The sequence below is a fragment of the Nodosilinea sp. LEGE 07298 genome, assembly GCF_015207265.1.
GTDB lineage: Bacteria > Cyanobacteriota > Cyanobacteriia > Phormidesmidales > Phormidesmidaceae > Nodosilinea.
Genome location: NZ_JADEXE010000153.1, coordinates 1 through 16,275, shown reverse-complemented (window position 1 = coordinate 16,275; position 16,275 = coordinate 1). Strand labels below are relative to the sequence as shown.

Annotated in this window: 15 protein-coding genes; 6 read left to right on the top strand and 9 right to left on the bottom strand. The window is 58.2% G+C overall.

The window, feature by feature from the left end; translation table 11 throughout:
* The first annotated feature begins 25 nt into the window (after positions 1–25).
* Positions 26–1,297, top strand: a complete 1,272-nt coding sequence (locus tag IQ273_RS19615; RefSeq protein ID WP_194024851.1) for a SufS family cysteine desulfurase — start codon at positions 26–28, stop codon at positions 1,295–1,297.
* Positions 1,298–1,545: 248 nt separating this feature from the next.
* On the opposite strand, the gene rodA is transcribed toward IQ273_RS19615, so the two are convergent.
* The 3 genes from rodA to IQ273_RS19600 all read right to left on the bottom strand — a co-directional run bounded on the left by rodA (position 1,546) and on the right by IQ273_RS19600 (position 4,676).
* Entirely contained in the window at positions 1,546–2,805 is a 1,260-nt protein-coding gene (gene rodA, locus IQ273_RS19610) for a rod shape-determining protein RodA (protein WP_194024850.1), read from the bottom strand.
* Positions 2,806–2,925: 120 nt separating this feature from the next.
* Complete coding sequence (locus IQ273_RS19605) at positions 2,926–3,990, bottom strand: Mrp/NBP35 family ATP-binding protein (protein WP_194024849.1); 1,065 nt, start codon at positions 3,988–3,990, stop codon at positions 2,926–2,928.
* Positions 3,991–4,187: 197 nt separating this feature from the next.
* Positions 4,188–4,676: an SRPBCC family protein gene (locus tag IQ273_RS19600; RefSeq protein WP_194024855.1), complete on the bottom strand. Its 489-nt coding sequence runs from the start codon at positions 4,674–4,676 to the stop codon at positions 4,188–4,190.
* 469 nt (positions 4,677–5,145) lie between these two features.
* Between IQ273_RS19600 and hemF the strand changes: the two genes are divergently transcribed.
* The 5 genes from hemF to IQ273_RS19575 all read left to right on the top strand — a co-directional run bounded on the left by hemF (position 5,146) and on the right by IQ273_RS19575 (position 10,048).
* A complete protein-coding gene (hemF, locus tag IQ273_RS19595) occupies positions 5,146–6,180 on the top strand; it encodes an oxygen-dependent coproporphyrinogen oxidase (protein WP_194024848.1) in 1,035 nt (344 codons plus the stop codon).
* Positions 6,181–6,478: 298 nt separating this feature from the next.
* Positions 6,479–6,772, top strand: a complete 294-nt coding sequence (locus IQ273_RS19590) for an HU family DNA-binding protein (RefSeq protein ID WP_035984599.1) — start codon at positions 6,479–6,481, stop codon at positions 6,770–6,772.
* A 64-nt stretch (positions 6,773–6,836) separates the two neighbouring features.
* The gene (gene cobD, locus IQ273_RS19585; protein ID WP_255534614.1) at positions 6,837–7,880 is read left to right on the top strand and encodes a threonine-phosphate decarboxylase CobD; all 1,044 of its coding nucleotides are present in this window, start codon (positions 6,837–6,839) and stop codon (positions 7,878–7,880) included.
* A 25-nt stretch (positions 7,881–7,905) separates the two neighbouring features.
* The gene (locus IQ273_RS19580) at positions 7,906–9,447 is read left to right on the top strand and encodes an ABC transporter ATP-binding protein (RefSeq protein ID WP_194024847.1); all 1,542 of its coding nucleotides are present in this window, start codon (positions 7,906–7,908) and stop codon (positions 9,445–9,447) included.
* Positions 9,448–9,565: 118 nt separating this feature from the next.
* Positions 9,566–10,048 carry a peptidoglycan-binding protein gene (locus IQ273_RS19575; RefSeq protein WP_194024846.1) on the top strand — a complete coding sequence of 161 codons (483 nt, stop codon included), beginning with the start codon at positions 9,566–9,568 and terminating at the stop codon, positions 10,046–10,048.
* Positions 10,049–10,267: 219 nt separating this feature from the next.
* Here IQ273_RS19575 and IQ273_RS19570 read toward each other — a convergent pair whose 3' ends face one another.
* From IQ273_RS19570 to holA, 6 genes are all read right to left on the bottom strand, one after another.
* The gene (locus tag IQ273_RS19570) at positions 10,268–10,855 is read right to left on the bottom strand and encodes an FKBP-type peptidyl-prolyl cis-trans isomerase (protein ID WP_194024853.1); all 588 of its coding nucleotides are present in this window, start codon (positions 10,853–10,855) and stop codon (positions 10,268–10,270) included.
* Between the two features lie 106 nt (positions 10,856–10,961).
* Positions 10,962–11,711, bottom strand: coding sequence for a response regulator transcription factor (locus IQ273_RS19565; RefSeq protein WP_194024845.1), 750 nt, complete (start codon positions 11,709–11,711; stop codon positions 10,962–10,964).
* A 261-nt stretch (positions 11,712–11,972) separates the two neighbouring features.
* Complete coding sequence (locus IQ273_RS19560; protein WP_194024844.1) at positions 11,973–13,388, bottom strand: GAF domain-containing protein; 1,416 nt, start codon at positions 13,386–13,388, stop codon at positions 11,973–11,975.
* A 115-nt stretch (positions 13,389–13,503) separates the two neighbouring features.
* Positions 13,504–14,547: a GTPase ObgE gene (gene obgE / locus IQ273_RS19555; protein ID WP_194024843.1), complete on the bottom strand. Its 1,044-nt coding sequence runs from the start codon at positions 14,545–14,547 to the stop codon at positions 13,504–13,506.
* Between the two features lie 2 nt (positions 14,548–14,549).
* Positions 14,550–15,020 carry a DUF4168 domain-containing protein gene (locus IQ273_RS19550; RefSeq protein ID WP_194024842.1) on the bottom strand — a complete coding sequence of 157 codons (471 nt, stop codon included), beginning with the start codon at positions 15,018–15,020 and terminating at the stop codon, positions 14,550–14,552.
* A gap of 256 nt (positions 15,021–15,276) precedes the next feature.
* Positions 15,277–16,275: DNA polymerase III subunit delta (holA, locus tag IQ273_RS19545; protein WP_313898171.1), on the bottom strand; the 999-nt coding region annotated here is incomplete at its 5' end.

Below are 16,275 nucleotides of genomic sequence, written 5' to 3'. Positions count from 1 at the left end.
CTATCCATCCACCCCCCTCACCCCCATGACCGTCGCCCAGGAACTCACCCTCGCCGCTAAGGTTCGCGCCGACTTCCCGATCCTTCATCAGGAGGTCAACGGTCACCCGCTGGTGTACCTCGACAACGCCGCCACTTCCCAAAAGCCTAGGGCGGTGCTGGAGGCGCTGCAAAACTACTACCAGCGCGACAACGCCAACGTGCACCGGGGCGTGCACAACCTCAGCGCCCGCGCCACCGAATCTTACGAAGGGGCTCGCGATAAGGTGGCGGCTTTTGTAAAGGCCACTAGCCGCAACGAAATTATCTTTACCCGCAACGCCAGCGAGGCGATCAACCTGGTGGCCTACGCCTGGGGCATGAACACGCTCCAGGCAGGGGATGAAATCATTCTCTCGGTGATGGAGCACCACAGCAACCTGGTACCCTGGCAGTTTGTGGCCCAGCGCACCGGGGCGGTGCTCAAGTTTGTGGGCCTCACCGCCGACCAATCCTTTGACCTCGACCAGTACCGGGCGCTGGTGAACGCTAAGACTCGCCTGGTGGCGGTCAACCACGTGTCGAACACCCTGGGCTGTGTTAACCCGGTGGAAGAGATTATTGCGATCGCCCACCAGCACGGTGCTAAAGTTCTGATCGACGGCTGCCAAAGCGCTCCCCACCTGGCGCTAGATCTACCCGCGATGGACTGCGACTGGTTTGTCGCCTCGGGCCATAAGATGTGTGCCCCCACCGGCATTGGCTTTTTGTACGGCAAGCTAGAGCTGCTAGAGGCCATGCCCCCGTTTATGGGCGGCGGCGAAATGATCGCCGATGTGTTCTTAGACCACTCCACTTATGCAGAACTACCCCACAAGTTTGAGGCGGGGACGCCTGCGATCGCAGAGGCGATCGCCTTGGGCGCAGCCGTAGACTACCTCGCTGCGATCGGCATGGAGAACATTGCCGCCTACGAGCACGAGCTAACGGCCTACCTCTATCAGCAAATGCAGACCATTCCCGAAGTCACCCTCTACGGCCCGCTTCCTCAGGCCGACGGCAGCGGACGGGCGGCGTTGGCTACCTTTACTGTTGAGGGCGTCCACGCGCAAGACTTGTCAACGCTGCTTGACCAGTCGGGAATTGCGATTCGCTCGGGGCACCACTGTACCCAGCCGCTGCACCGCATTTTGAACGTAGACTCGACCGCACGGGCCAGCCTGTATTTCTACAACACTAGGGCCGAGATCGACAGCTTTATCGCCGCGCTCAAAGACACCATCGAGTTCTTCAAAAGCGTGTTTGAAGACGACGACTAAGACCTGCCCTGATCACTGCTGTTGGAGCTAACCGGCAGCAGCAAGTTCAACGGGTTCGTAATAGAGGCGAATCAGTTGATTGGCTTTAACGGCAAACATGGCAAAGGGTGCTAGAAGGAAAACCAAATGTGCCGCTGGGGCCATTCCGCTAGCCCCAGTCCCCCTTCGAGAAAGGCGTTTCGCCGCCCTTCACCCCACGGATAGGTTTCGTCTCATGAGGGTAGTGATAGCGAATTCATGCGATCGCCCTAATCCGTAAACTTAAGCCGATGGCGAAAGTTGGCAACCGACTCCACTATGCCCAGGGCAATAAAGTTAGTCAGCAGCGCCGATCGCCCGTAGCTTAGCCACGGCAGCGGAATACCTGTAATTGGGGCCAGGCCGATAGTCATGCCAATGTTAATCACCACCTGAAACATAACCATCGCCAGCACGCCAATTACAATCAGCGAGCCAAAGTCATCCTTGGCATTTTGGGCAATAATCACCAGGCGAAAGCAAATCAGCCAGTAGGTCAAAATCACGACCATTGACCCGACAAAGCCCCACTCTTCACCAATCGCCGAAAAAATAAAGTCAGTGTGCTGTTCAGGAATAAAGTTGAGCTGGGTTTGCGACCCATCGCCTAGCCCCTGGCCCCAGAGCTTGCCAGCCCCGATCGCAATGCGCGATTGAATCAGGTGATAGCCGCCACCCAGAGGGTCTTTATCGGGGTCAAGAAACAGCACCAGACGGTCTTTTTGGTAGTCTTGAAGCAGATTCCAAAGAATATCGCCCAGCTTGCCTGCCACCAGGTTTACCGCCGTCGCTACCACCGTACTAAACCAGCGCCAGGGCAGCGTAAACCAGGCAATTAGCCCCATGCCCAGGCTCCACACCAGCCAGATCGGTAGCACCAGGTGAAACAAAATTGCCGCCATCAGAGGCGATATCAGCAGCACCAGCCAGCCGGGGTTACAGTTCGCCCAGTAGAGCATGGCCAGAGTGATCGCCCCAAACACCAGCGAGGTGCCCAGGTCGGGCTGAATAAATACCAGCGCCCAGGGCAGCGCCAACACCGTCAGCGCGCTGGCCACTCCCAACAGACTAGACGCATCGCGGCGGCTCAGTAGGGAAGCTAAGGTAATAATGATGCTGAGTTTGGCAAATTCTGAAGGCTGCAGATAAAACCCGGCCACGCCAAGCCAGCTCTGGGCACCCCCGCCCACGGTGCCGATAAACATCACTGCAACCAGCAGCACATTGATAAACCCATAGATAATCCACTGCCAATTGAGCAGGTACTCATAACGGCTGCGAGCAACCCACAGCGCTACTCCCAGGCCAATCAGCCCCAGCACCGCGTGGTTGAGGCCGTAGCCAGTGTTGGCTGTATTGAGCTGAGTACTGTGGATAACGATCGCCCCAAAGACAGTGAGAACCACCGGTAGCGCTAGCAATACCCAGTCAATACCCTGCCAGCCCATCAGCAGCGATCGCCACTGCTTTTGCACATCGGTTAAAAACATAGCCGTTGCCTACCCGTTTACCCAATCGATTATGACAAAGACGAGAGTATACAGTTTGCGGTATGCGGTTTTGCCTTGCACCTTGCACCGTATACCCAAAACCTCCCTTTCTCCCGCCGCCTAAGACGCCAACGCCGCGATCGACACCTTAGCCGCCACCTGCTCGGCCATAGCCCGCAGCGCCTTAGCGCTTGCTGAATCGGGGTACTGCACCACAATGGGAATGCCCGCATCGCCGCCCTCGCGCACCGCCATTTCTAAGGGAATGCAGCCCAGTACTGGCAGCCCTAGCTCCTTCGACAACAGCTCGCCGCCGCCAGAGCCAAAAATGTCGTAGCGCTTGTCGGGCGCATCAGGGGGAATAAACACGCTCATATTTTCGACAATGCCCAGCACCGGCACCTGGAGTTGCTGAAACATCTTCAGCCCCCGACGGGCATCTGAAATCGCTACCGACTGGGGTGTAGAGACAATCACCGCACCCGCCATGGGCACCGCCTGAGCCAGGGTGAGCTGGGCATCGCCGGTACCGGGGGGCAGATCGACCACTAGGTAATCAAGCTCGCCCCACTCCACCTGATACAGAAACTGACGAATAATGCCGTTGAGCATGGGGCCGCGCCAGATCACCGGCTGGTCGCGATCGATCAAAAAGCCCATCGACACCAGTTTGACGCCGTGGTTAAAGGCGGGTTCTAAGACTTCGCCCTGCTTGACCACCACCTGAGCCTCGCTCAGGCCCATCATAATCGGCGCGTTGGGGCCGTAGATATCGGCATCGATCAGGCCGACGGCGGCCCCGGCCTGGGCTAGCGCCACGGCCAGATTTACCGCCACGGTGCTCTTGCCCACGCCTCCCTTGCCGCTCGAAACCGCAATGATGTTCTTGACGCCGCCAATGCCGGTGCGATCGGGCAGAGCTTTTTGCTGAGGTGTTTCAGCGGTGACATCTACCTTGACGGTCTCAACCCCAGGCAGCGTTCGGACTGCTCTCTCGCAGTCTTCGACAATGAACTCTCGCAGGGGGCAGGCCGGGGTGGTCAGCACCAGCGTGAAGCTCACGGTGCCGTTATCGATCGCCACATTGCGGATCATATTGAGATCCACCAGGCTCTTTTGCAGCTCCGGGTCTTGTACGGGGCGCAGCACGTCTAGAACAGAAACTTCGGAGAGGGTTAGGCTCATGGAATTGAGGGAGTTGGGCCAGGTACAGGGCAGTATTTAGCGGGAAAGGCGGACAGCATTAGCAACCCCTTGGGGTATCGCCGTCCAGGGATGCCGTAGAGCAATGCCCACCACCCCACCCAGGCGAGGTCAGCGTAGGCCATTTACCATCTTAAGCCGCCCCGTCCCCCTTGAGCACAAGTGCTTAGAACGAAGGTTTACCAGGCTTGGGAGCGAGAGTTGTGGCTCTCTAAAAGATCGGGGTGCTCGGCGGCCTCGGCTAGGGCTGAAGCGACCCTGGCGGCGTAGGGGCGCAGCAGCGACCAGGCCAGGGGCGACAGCCACCCCCGCAGCGTCACCGAGTAGGAAATTTGGGTTCCCCGCACGGTTGATTTGAGGTGATAGGTGACCCGTTCCTCTAAGCCAGGGATGGGCAGCACCCGCACGCTGATCAGCTCGTGGGGCTGCACCCGCTCAACAAAAATGTTCACCGGTACCGGGTAGAGGCGAGTAAAGGCCCGGTAGATTAGTCCCGGCTTGGGCTTGAGCCCCCGGGGAGCGTTAGTGCTGGTCAATAGCGGATGCCAGGAGACATCGGCCAGGTTCATAATGGTTTGCCAGAGCACGTCTACTGAGGCACTGCTAACGGCCAGATAAGATTTTTCGAGCTGCTGCTGCACCTGCACCCAGTGCTGAATCAGCTGCATCAGGGTGAGAAACGGACGGGGAAATGACCAGGCTCTAAACACGGCAGCAGCCTCCAGGTTGAGGTCCCCAGGCCAACACCTGACAGCAGCGGCGAATTAGGGGCGTGGACAGAAGAATCATGGCAGTCAATCAGGGCAGTGACATAGCCGCCAAGGGGGCAGAATGGGCCTGGACGAGAGGCTACTAGTCAGGGTTTTCGTTACAGAGCGTTGCGTTTCTAAACATTTTTCTCAACCTGACGGATGAGGTGGGTATTGAGTGTGGTTTCACGGTAGCGTGAGAAAACTGGGTACCGTTGATGGTGTTGCCTGCGCCCTGAGGCTGATGACTAACGTTGCTTTAGGGTTGTTGCCGAGGCAGGGACTACCTGATAATGGCAAAAATGGATCCTAAGCTTCGCATAAAAGCCATTCTACAGTGTGACATATTCGACCCGGTGCCGACATAACGTATTGTTTTCTCGACGCTATGACCACTACCCCTGTTTCTAAGCCCGTTACTTCCGCGCCACCAGCAGATTCTCGCGATCGCGTCAGCGCCATGCTGAAGCAGCTCCAGGACAGCATTTGCCAGCGGCTTGAGGCCCTCGACGGCGGTGCCCAGTTTCAGCAAGACGCCTGGGATCGGCCCGAAGGCGGCGGTGGGCGATCGCGCGTAATCAAGCAGGGCCGTATCTTTGAGCAGGGTGGCGTAAACTTTTCTGAAGTGTGGGGCGACCACCTGCCGCCGTCGATTTTGGCGCAGCGTCCTGAGGCGAAAGGTCACCGCTTTTACGCCACCGGCACCTCTATGGTGCTGCACCCCCGCAACCCATTCGTGCCCACGGTGCACCTCAACTATCGCTACTTTGAGGCTGGCCCGGTGTGGTGGTTTGGCGGCGGCATTGACCTCACCCCCTACTACCCCTACGACGATGATGTGGTGCATTTTCACCAGACGCTGAAGCATACGTGCGATCGCCACAACCCCCAGTACTACTCAGTGTTTAAGCCCTGGTGCGACGAGTACTTCTACCTCAAGCACCGCGATGAAACCCGTGGCGTGGGCGGCATTTTCTTTGACTACCAAGACGGGCAGGGCCTGCTCTACCGTGGTCCCGACGCGGGCAAAGCCGCCGATCAGACCAGCCAGGGCATTGGCGAGCTGCCCCGGCGCAGCTGGGACGATCTGTTTAACTTTGCCCACGACTGCGGCAATGCCTTCCTACCCGCCTATGTGCCCATTGTGGAGCGCCGCCAGAATACTGAGTACAGCGACCATCAGCGGCAGTTTCAGCTCTATCGCCGGGGCCGCTACGTAGAGTTCAATTTGGTCTACGACCGGGGCACCATTTTTGGCCTGCAAACCAATGGGCGGACTGAGTCAATTTTGATGTCGCTCCCCCCCCTAGTGCGCTGGGAGTACGGTTACACCCCCGCCGCCGATAGCTCAGAAGCACGGCTTTACGATGTTTTTCTCAAGCCCCAGGACTGGGTTAACTGGGCCGGGAGCCCGGCGAGCTAAATCGGCCAAAATCTGTAAATGCCTTGCTGGGCAAGGCGTTGAGCGCTTGCCCCAGGTGGTCTACTCTATAGACGGCCTGGGGCATTCAGTTGTTTAACTTTCTTAAAAAACCCCGGAATCCACATAAATTAAAGGTTTTAGCGATCCACTTTTTGAGGGTTGCCCTTAGAATGAGGCAGTGAAATTCTGGATTGACAGGGGTTTCAGCCATTCTAGCGGCCGGGACTGTTGTTTACACCCTGGGCCTATCGTCAGAATGCGACTGGATCCCAATGTTCTTTGCCCATAGGAGACAGGTATGAACAAAGCTGAACTCGTTGATACGGTGGCTGAGAAGGCCTCCTCTAGTAGCGACAAGCCCGTGACCAAGAAAGAGGTGGATCTTGTTATTTCTGCCACCATCGACGCCATTATTGAAGCCGTAGCGGCGGGTGAGAAAGTCACCTTGGTCGGGTTTGGCTCCTTTGAACGACGCGAGCGCAAAGAGCGGGAAGGCCGCAACCCCAAAACCGGTGACACCATGGTGATTCCGGCCACCAAGGTGCCCGCCTTTTCTGCTGGCAAATTGTTCAAAGAAAAGGTGGCTAAGTAAGGCCCTCTTGATTCAATTACCGTTTACTCACACACCTTTAAATCGACCTGTTCACGGGGGAAACTTGGCCTGGGCGGCTGCGATCGCTGGCTGTTCCCCCGATTCTTTACTCGATTTTTCGGCCAGTATTAATCCGCTGGGGCCGCCCAAATCGGTCTTGCAGGCGATGAGCGCTGCCCTGGAGCAGCTGCGCCACTATCCCGACCCCAACTACACCAGCCTGCGCCATGCCCTGGCCGATTATCACCAGGTGACGGCCGACTGGGTGCTGCCGGGGAATGGGGCGGCGGAACTGCTGACCTGGGCCGCTCGGGATGTAGCAGCAGTCGGTGGCGGCTGTCACCTGTTAACCCCTGCGTTTGGCGATTACGGGCGATCGCTAGCCGCCTTCGATGTTCCCATCCGGCCCTGGCCCCTGCCTTTGCAGATGGCGGGTCCCGTTTACCCTACAGAACCCTGGCCTGACCCCGAGGCCGCCAGTATTTTGATCAACAATCCCCACAATCCTACAGGGCGGCTGTTCACGCTGACTGAGCTAGAGCCGCTGCTCGAACAGTTTGCCACGGTGATTGTAGATGAAGCCTTTATGGATTTTGTGCCCCCTGACCAGCAGCAGTCCCTAATTGGCTATCTAGGCCGCTACCCAAATTTGGTCGTGCTTAGGTCGCTGACCAAGTTCTATACTTTGCCCGGTCTACGGATTGGCTATGCCCTGGGCCACCCCGATCGCTTGGGTCGCTGGCAGCGCTGGCGCGACCCCTGGCCGGTGAATGTCCTGGCGGTCGCAGCGGCGATCGCGGCGGTTGGCGATACCGCTTTTCAAACCCATACCTGGCAGTGGCTGCCCACCGCTCGCAGGATTCTGTTTGAGGGCCTACAGTCTATCCCTGGGCTGTCGTCGCTGGCAGGGGCTGCCAATTATTTGCTGGTCAAGACGACCACCCCGGCCCCGCTGCTGCAGGAGCGGCTGCTGCGTAGCCACCAGATCCTGATTCGCGACTGCCTTAGCTTTGCTGAGCTGGGGCCAGACTACCTGCGGGTAGCAGTGCGTACTGAGGCCGAAAATGACCGTTTGCTGACAGCTTTAAGCCAGGGGATGGCGGTATGATGCTCGCAATCGCACAGCCTTTGCCATGACCACCCTCGCCCCGCCGCTGCTGCACCTCAACTCACCCCCCGAACTCAAGGTGGTCAATATGACCAAGCGGTTTGGCAGTCTGGTGGCCCTCAAAGACGTTACCCTCACCCTCAAACCTGGCACCTTCCACGGGCTGCTGGGCGAAAACGGGGCGGGCAAAAGCACGCTGGTGAAGTGCATTATGGGCTTCTACGCCCCCACCGCAGGGCAGGTGCTAATCAATGACCAGATCTACCCGATCAGAAGCCCCAAAGACGCCCACGGCTGCGGTATCGGCATGGTGTATCAGCACTTCACCTCAGTGCCCGCCATGACGGTGGCCGAAAACCTGGTGCTCAGCCGCTACGATCGCGCCCAGGTGATCAACTGGGCGCAGGAGTACGAGGCCCTGCGCACGTTTATGGCGCGATCGCCCTTCCAAGTCGATCTCGATGTGCCGGTAGGGCAGCTAGCGGCGGGTCAAAAGCAAAAGCTCGAAATTCTCAAACAGCTCTACCTGCAAAGCCGCATTCTAATTCTCGATGAGCCGACCTCGGTGCTCACCCCCGACGAGGCCGACGAGGTGCTGGGGCTGCTGCGCCAGGAAGTACAGGCGGGCCATCTTAGCGTGCTGCTGATTACCCACAAGTTTCGTGAAGTGCTGGCCTTCACCGATGAGGTAACGGTGCTACGCAAAGGCCACCTGGCCGGTCATGGAACCGTCGCCGACCTCACCGTCGCCGATATGGCCCAGCTGATGCTGGGGACCGAGCGCGCCACCAAAACCGTCGATAAAACCGATACGGTGTCGGCGCAGCCCGTGCTAGAGGTGAAAGAGCTAGGGGCCTTTAAAGATAATGGCCTAGTCGCCTTTGGTCCCCTCAATCTAACCGTGCACAGCGGCGAAATCGTCGGCATTGCCGGGGTCTCGGGCAACGGTCAGCGGGAGCTGGTGGAAGTGCTGGCGGGACAGCGATCGCCCACCCAGGGCCAAGTTTGTGTCACTGGCGAACCCTACCGCGCCACCCGTGCTGAAATGGTGCGCCACGGTGTCTGCACCCTACCCGAAGAACCCTTGCGCAACGCCTGCGTACCCGGCATGAGCGTGGCCGAAAATATGGCCCTGCGTACTTTCGACCGACCGCCTTTGGCCCGATGGAGGTGGTTGAGGCTGGGGGCGATTCGGCAGGCGGCTCAGAAGCTAATCGAAACCTTCAGGGTCAAAACTCCCTCCCCCGAAACGCCGATTCAAAACCTGTCGGGGGGCAACGTGCAGCGTACGGTGCTAGCGCGGGAGCTGTCTTCCCCCGATATCAACCTGCTAATTGCTGCCAACCCCTGCTTTGGCCTTGATTTTTCCGCCGTAGACCAAATTCACAACGCCATTGTAGAGGCCCGCAACCGGGGGGTGGCGGTGCTGCTGGTTAGCGAAGACCTCGATGAGCTACTGGCCCTCAGCGATCGCATTCTGGTGATTAGCGAAGGGCAGTTTGTCTACGCCAGCACCACGGAACAGGCCAATGTCACCGACATCGGTCACAAAATGGCTGGGCACTAGGGTCTATGGGGGTTTTCCCTCTCGTTGCCCTGGCCCCACAGCGGCTAAACTACAGATCCAGACTTGAACAAACTGTATAAATCGTATTGATACTGTACCGAAACACGCGAGTCAGACCATGGGTGAATCGTTAACGCATCAAATTCCAGGAATTGCCGACGCCGACTGCCTGGCCCTCGTGCGCGAATACTGCCAGCTAGCGGTCCGCCCCAGCCTAAGCGATGCCGAAAGTCAGCGGCTCGATCAGCTGTTGGCCAAAGCCGAAACCGATGGCCGCCTCGATTTTTGGATCAACGAAGCCGATCACTTTATCGACCACGCCATTGGCTTGGGCAGTGCGACGCGGGTCTACGCTTCCGTCAACGAAAACCTGAAGTCGCGGCTGCGCGAGTTGCTCGATTTGACCCACACCGCAAACCCAAGCGACAAAGCCCTGGAGCTGCTTGAAGAACTCGACGAAAGCCTCACCGAAGGTACGCGTCAGGTTCAGCAGCAGTTGGCCAAGCGCGGCTACGACCCTGGCCCCGTCGATGGAGTCGCCGGACCTAAGACCCAGCGTGCCCTGCGCAATTTTCAGCAGTCCCTAGAGACTGGCTGTTAAGTCTAGCCGCCGTCGTTTCATACCAAACCCGAATCGCACAACCCCGATTCTAAATAGAAGGCTTGCGTAGGGGCAAACGGTGTTTGCCCAGCCCAGTCGGGGGCAGTCAAGGTAGATTCAGTATCAGCTGGTTCGAGGAGCTTTAAAGACAGAATAGGGGGCGATCGCAAATCGAGCGATCGCCCCCAGCTTTAGGCTGCACTCCTCTCAGGGTTGCTCTTAACCGATGCGCAACAGCTCAACATCAAACAGCAGTGTCGCATTGGGCGGAATCACCCCGCCCGCGCCCCGGCTGCCGTAGCCCAGTTCGGCGGGAATCACCAACTTACGCTGACCGCCCACCCGCATGGTGCCAACCCCTTCATCCCAGCCCTTAATCACCTGGCCAACGCCAATTTGAAAGGTAAAGGGCCGACCGCGATCGCGGGAGCTATCGAACTTGGTGCCGTTTTCAAGGGTGCCGGTGTAGTGCACCGTGACCCGCTGGCCTGGCTGAGGCATAGCCCCAGTGCCCTCAACCACATCGACGTACTGAAGACCCGAGTCGGTGGTTACTAGCTCTTCTGCGGGCATGGCCTCTTCTGCGGGCATGGCGGTGGAGTCCTCAGGGGTAACATCGGGAGCTAAATCGGCAGCAGCCTGGGCAATTTGGGCCACCGGCTGGTTTAGGGCAGTAGCGGCTTCAGCCACCTCCGCACGGTTCAGGTTAGAGGCGATCGCCTCCGGCTGAGAGCCTGTAAACTGAGCCACCAGCAGCACCACACAGCAGGCCGTCAAAACCCCCAGGCTAATCAAAATCTCTCGCACTAATCTACCTCCCATCCAAGCATCTCTTTCCTCGATCATATAGCAATCCCCCGCCCCTATCTCCTTCACTCCACCCACGCATCCACGCACCCGTGCACCCACGCATCTACCCAAACCGATACCCAAAGCCCCTCAACGTCGTCACATACTGTGGATTAGCCGGGTCGGCCTCGATTTTTTCCCGCAGCCAGCGAATGTGTACATCTACGGTTTTGCGATCGCCGACAAAATCCGCACCCCAAACGGTCTGAATCAGCTCTTCCCGTGACCAGACCCGGTTAGGGCTCTGGATAAACAGTTCCAAAATGCGAAACTCCTTGGGCGACAAGCTCACCTCTCGGCCTGCCACCGTCACCCTAAACTCGGTGGTGCACAGCTCAATGTCTTTGTAGGTCAAGACGGCGGTATTGGGTTTCGCCGTTGACCACTGCTGTCGCCGCAGCAAGGCCCGACAACGGGCAATCAGCTCTCGCATGCCAAAGGGTTTAGGCAGGTAATCGTCGGCACCCACCTCTAGCCCCACCACCCGATCCATCTCCGCCCCCTTGGCGCTCAAAATCAGAATGGGGATATCTAGGTTGTGGTGGCGCATTAAGCGGCAAATATCGAGCCCATTTACCCCAGGCAGCATCAGATCAATAATGGCCATATCAACCCTCAGCCCAGCTGACCCCTCTCTAGCGGCAGGAAAAATCAGATCCAAGGCCCGCTGGCCCGACTCAGCCGTAACCACCTGGTAGCCTTGCTCACTGAGAGCCATAGCCACGGTTTCACGAATTAGATCTTCGTCGTCGATAATCAAAATGCGCTCTTGCACACCCGACAGTGGAGATAGAGCAGGGGTAACGTTTTGCACAGCAGGGCCAAGTGCCTAATAACGACTTGGGCAGCCCCCAAAGCGCTGGCGATCGCCTCTAATATCCCTTACAGGGTTCCGTAAAGGAACCTCTACGGGAGGCAATCGAATTAACGCTGACCTGGCCCTTGGCTACGGCCCCAGCCAACGCCCTAAGGTTTGCACTACTCAGTAATGGTGTCGGATTCAGCTTAAGGAAACATCGGATTCTGGTTAAGCTTACGTAAACTCGTCACGCCAGCCGCGATGTTGAGACGTAGCCTACGCCTCAACATCGCGGCTCGACGCTACATGAGCCACAGCGGTGTCTAGTACGGGCAGCAGCACCACCAACCGACAGGTGCTGTCATGGCCCTGAACATTCATCTGACCACCGTGGCGCTGAGCTAGGGACTGACCCAGCAGCAGCCCTAGTAGGGGTAGCGGAAAATCACTAGCGGCTAATTTTGCTGCCGAGGCATGAAGTATCTCAATCACCTCTGTGGGTAGCCCCTCTCCCAGCCAGGGGTTAGACGACCACAGACCCAGAGACAGAAACTGACCCCGTCGGCAGGCATGAATGCGCAGGGTACCGTTGTCTCCAGCCACCTGCATAACGCCAACAATCAGGTGATACAAAATCTGCTTAACTACCCGCTGATCTAGTGTCCAGTGAGTCTCCCCTGGTTCCACGGTCATCATGAGGGTCTGAGCGTGTTTTTCGGCCAGCGGGGTCAGAGCGGCAACCACCTGCTGCCCAAGGGCCTCAATATCCACGTTAGAAGGCAGCAGCTCAGCGCCCTCCGCCTCTACTGGACCAAGGTCAATCAGCTCATCGACCAGGGTAATCAGGGTCTGGCTGCTGCGGTGCACAATGCCGGTGTATTCTCGCTGTTTTGGGGTGAGGGGACCGTAGATCTCTCGGCTCAGCATGGTACTCATGCCCAGTACTGTCGTCAACGGACTCCGAAGCTCCTGCGTGAGCTGGCTAATCAGGTTAAGGCGCACCCGATCTGCGATGGTTTCTAGGTCGATTGGCTTTGAATTGGAGGTAGACTGGGCCACTACTGCGCTAGCGATTGCGTTCTGGCGCTCGTACTCGCTCATACCCCAGCGAGCCGCCATGGCCAAAAAGCCTAGCTCTTGGTCACTAAACAGTCTGGGGCGCACATCCATGACGGCCAGGGTGCCGAGGCAGATGCCTTGGCCCGTCATCAGCGGTACGCCACAGTAAGCTTTAATGCCGTAGGTACTTACCAATTCGCTCTGGGCTAAAACCGGGTTTTCGGTAGTGTCGGGTACGACCAGTGGCTGTTCGCTGTCAAGAATGTAGGCCCCTAGCCCGCTGCTGAGGGAGAGTTGGCGCTGCTGCGATAGGGGGTTGCCTATACCAAGGGATGACAGGCCAAAAGCGGCATGCAGGTTCTCAGTGGTGCCATTGACCACGGTTACCATGACCACGGGCATACCTAAAAAGCGAGCGGCTGTCTGTGCCGCTTCTTCCCAGGCAGGAATGCTGCTGGGGTGGTCTAGGTTGAGCGCTGCGATCGCCTGGCTGCGCTGCTGCAGTCGTTCAGTCTGGGATAGCCCCTGGAGTGGGCAAGTGGGCCAGGTCGGCTGGGCAATGGCTCTACCGAGCTGATCATCAACTCTTGCGGCTTCCCCCTCAGATCGGACCGGAAATACAGAAATGCTCATGGCCAACGCCTAACCCCTGCTGAGACACTGATTTAAGGTGCCCTAAGACCGTGGCCCAAGTAACGGCAGAGGAGGCGAACGGTATCACTGTTCGAGGTGAGGTGAGGGTCTGGGGTTATTCAAGGGTGGCAGGGGCAGCAGGGGTAGCAGGGGTGGCAGCCTCTACCGGCATCTGGTCAAGCAAGGTCCAGATCTGCTGTAGCATTGGCCCCAGACCCGTACCAGCCACCGCCGAAATACCGTGTACCGGCCCCGGCACCAGCGCTTCAAACTGGCCAACTAGATCAGCCAGCACTTCCGGTGTAAGGGCGTCAACTTTATTGAGGGCCAGCACCTGGGGGCGATCGCTGAGGTCACGGCCATAGGCCCCCAGCTCTTGCTGAATAGTGTGAAAGTTGTCAAGCGGAGATTCGGCGGTAGCATCGACTACGTGCAGCAGCAGCCGGGTGCGCTCAATATGGCGCAAAAACTCGTGGCCCAGACCCAGACCCTGGTGCGCCCCCTCAATCAGCCCAGGAATATCGGCAAAGACAGTGCCATCGCCGGTAGGGCGGCGCACCACTCCCAGGTTGGGTACCAGGGTAGTAAACGGATAGTCGGCAATTTTAGGTCGGGCTGCCGATAGGGCCGAAATCAGGGTTGACTTGCCCGCGTTGGGCAGGCCTACAATGCCTACCTCTGCCAGCAGCTTTAGCTCCAGATGCAATCGTCGGTCTTCGCCCGGCAAGCCCGGCAGGGCGTGCTCTGGAGCCCGGTTGCGATTGCTTAAAAAGTGGCGATTGCCTAGGCCACCTTTGCCACCCTGGGCTACACAGAGCACCTGGTCGGCAGTGACTAAATCGCCCAGTAGCTCGTCGGTGTCAACGTCATATACTGCCGTACCGCAGGGTACCTCCAGGTACAGATCGGCTCCGGCAGCCCCAGTCATATTTTTAGGACCGCCCCGCTGGCCGTGGTCGGCTTTAAACTGATGAGCGTAGCGAAAATCGAGCAGGGTTTGCAGCTGGGGCGTGGCTTTTAGATACACCGAGCCACCAGGCCCACCGTTGCCTCCGGCTGGTCCTCCAGCAGGCACATACTTTTCGCGTCGAAATGCCACGATGCCATTGCCGCCGTCGCCTGCTATGACCTCAACTTCAGCTTGATCAATAAATTGCATGACTAGGTGCCGCCGTTGGCAGACTGCTGCTGAAGCTCAATCATCGCCGAGCGAATTTGATCGGTTAGGGCCGGGTCCTGGGGGTGGGCAGCGGTAATCGCATTAAAGCGGCGCACCGTCAGCCCGTTGGCTTCTACAATATCGCTGGCCTGATTGCAGTAGTTAACCACAACTGTGCGCACGCTGTTGCGCAGGTTGCGGGGCAGCTGATTGAGGTTGGCGGTGCCGGTACAGCTCATATCAATACTGGCGAGGTCTTGCCCGGTGCCCGTTAGCAGCGTTCTGATCTGGCTCAAGGCCTCGTTGCGGGGGGCATCCATTTCTAGAATTGAGGTGGCGTAGCTAATTACCTCTTCCTGAGAGACGCTACTGTCTTGAGCCCAGGCGGTCCCCAGGGTAACGGTACCCGCCGCCGTTGGCAGTTGAGTTCCTGCCCCCACCAGCAGGCTAAGACTGGCCACGGCTGCAGCCATAACGGCACTGCGGCCGGGGTTTGCAAGTGGTAAATGGTGAATAAACTGGCGCATCATTACGTGTGTTTCTCCTGTGCTGGTATCAACCAGAATGGCCCCGTGCTCCAATGACCATGCTCCAATGACCGTGTCTCAAGGATTGAAACCGTCTGCTTGAGTTTAGAGGTGCCGACCCCGGTGTAGTTGCCTAGATTCTTAATCTGGACGGGCTCCCAACCCAGACGGGGCAGTACCCGTACTAGTTCCAGGCCCTCAGCTATACACCCCCAGGCCTTAATCCCTGGCAGAGTTCTATGACTTTTGTGTGTAGGGTAGCGCGTTCATCTCGGCCCTGCTTTAGATCAGACTCTAATTCTAGTAGCAAAGGCAGGCTGCGTTGCAACTGACTCAAATTCAGCGATCGCACCTCCTGTTTTAAAAAGTAGATTCGCTTGGGGTTAGCCACCTCAGCGGCGGCAGCCACCTCGGCATCGCTCTGCACCCCCGACTGAATCAGCACCTTCAGCCACAGCCACAGCCGAAACTGACTGACCAGGGTAGCCACAATCCGCAGGGCTGGCTCATTGCGATCGAGCAGATCATTTACCAGAGTCAGGGCCGTAGGCGCATCGCCCTGCTTGAGGGCCTGGGCCAACTTCAAGCTGGTTTGGGTCGAGACCGTTACCAACTCCGTCGCTACCGCAGGAGGAATCGGCTGCGGGTTAGCGCCCCAGTAAAGGGCTAGCTTTTCGAGCTCTAGGTGGAGCTGGCGGGTGTCGTTGCCCACCGCCTCAGCCAGTAGGTCAATGGTGGAAGGCTCCAGGGCTAGTTTTCGCCCCTGGGCCACGCTCACGACCTGCTGACGAATTTGGTCGGTCTTCCAAGGGGAAATGGTGGCAAATTCACGAATCTCACCCTGGCTCTTAAAAAATTTGGTGAATTTGGCTCGCCCGTCGGGTTTAGCAGCACTGGTCAGCAGCAGCACCGTGGTCTCGGGTAGCTGCGGCAGCGTGCGCTCAAACTCCGCCAGCACGCCCTCTGGGCAGCGCTGTCCTAGGCTCGTGTTTTGCAGCCACACCAGCCGTTGCCCCTGCCCAAAGGGTGGCGTCATCGCCTGGTTTAGGGCCTGGGTCGGGCTATTGGCGGCGTCAGCAGAAATCACGTCGTAGTTGAAGCTGGCCCAGGCCGCATCGAGGGTGCGCTGGCGCAGGTCTTGTACAGCCTTTTGGAGGGCAAAGTCGTCGTCGCCCCAGAAGTAGTAGGCGGGCATGAGGGG

Bases quoted from the DNA above. Each gene is read 5' to 3' on its own strand.
- IQ273_RS19605 (WP_194024849.1), bottom strand. From the start codon at position 3,990: ATGAGCCTAACCCTCTCCGAAGTTTCTGTTCTAGACGTGCTGCGCCCC.
- rodA (WP_194024850.1), bottom strand. From the start codon at position 2,805: ATGTTTTTAACCGATGTGCAAAAGCAGTGGCGATCGCTGCTGATGGGC.
- IQ273_RS19575 (WP_194024846.1), top strand. From the start codon at position 9,566: ATGGGTGAATCGTTAACGCATCAAATTCCAGGAATTGCCGACGCCGAC.
- obgE (WP_194024843.1), bottom strand. From the start codon at position 14,547: ATGCAATTTATTGATCAAGCTGAAGTTGAGGTCATAGCAGGCGACGGC.
- IQ273_RS19550 (WP_194024842.1), bottom strand. From the start codon at position 15,020: ATGGCTGCAGCCGTGGCCAGTCTTAGCCTGCTGGTGGGGGCAGGAACT.
- hemF (WP_194024848.1), top strand. From the start codon at position 5,146: ATGACCACTACCCCTGTTTCTAAGCCCGTTACTTCCGCGCCACCAGCA.
- IQ273_RS19590 (WP_035984599.1), top strand. From the start codon at position 6,479: ATGAACAAAGCTGAACTCGTTGATACGGTGGCTGAGAAGGCCTCCTCT.
- IQ273_RS19580 (WP_194024847.1), top strand. From the start codon at position 7,906: ATGACCACCCTCGCCCCGCCGCTGCTGCACCTCAACTCACCCCCCGAA.
- IQ273_RS19560 (WP_194024844.1), bottom strand. From the start codon at position 13,388: ATGAGCATTTCTGTATTTCCGGTCCGATCTGAGGGGGAAGCCGCAAGA.
- IQ273_RS19600 (WP_194024855.1), bottom strand. From the start codon at position 4,676: ATGCAGCTGATTCAGCACTGGGTGCAGGTGCAGCAGCAGCTCGAAAAA.
- IQ273_RS19615 (WP_194024851.1), top strand. From the start codon at position 26: ATGACCGTCGCCCAGGAACTCACCCTCGCCGCTAAGGTTCGCGCCGAC.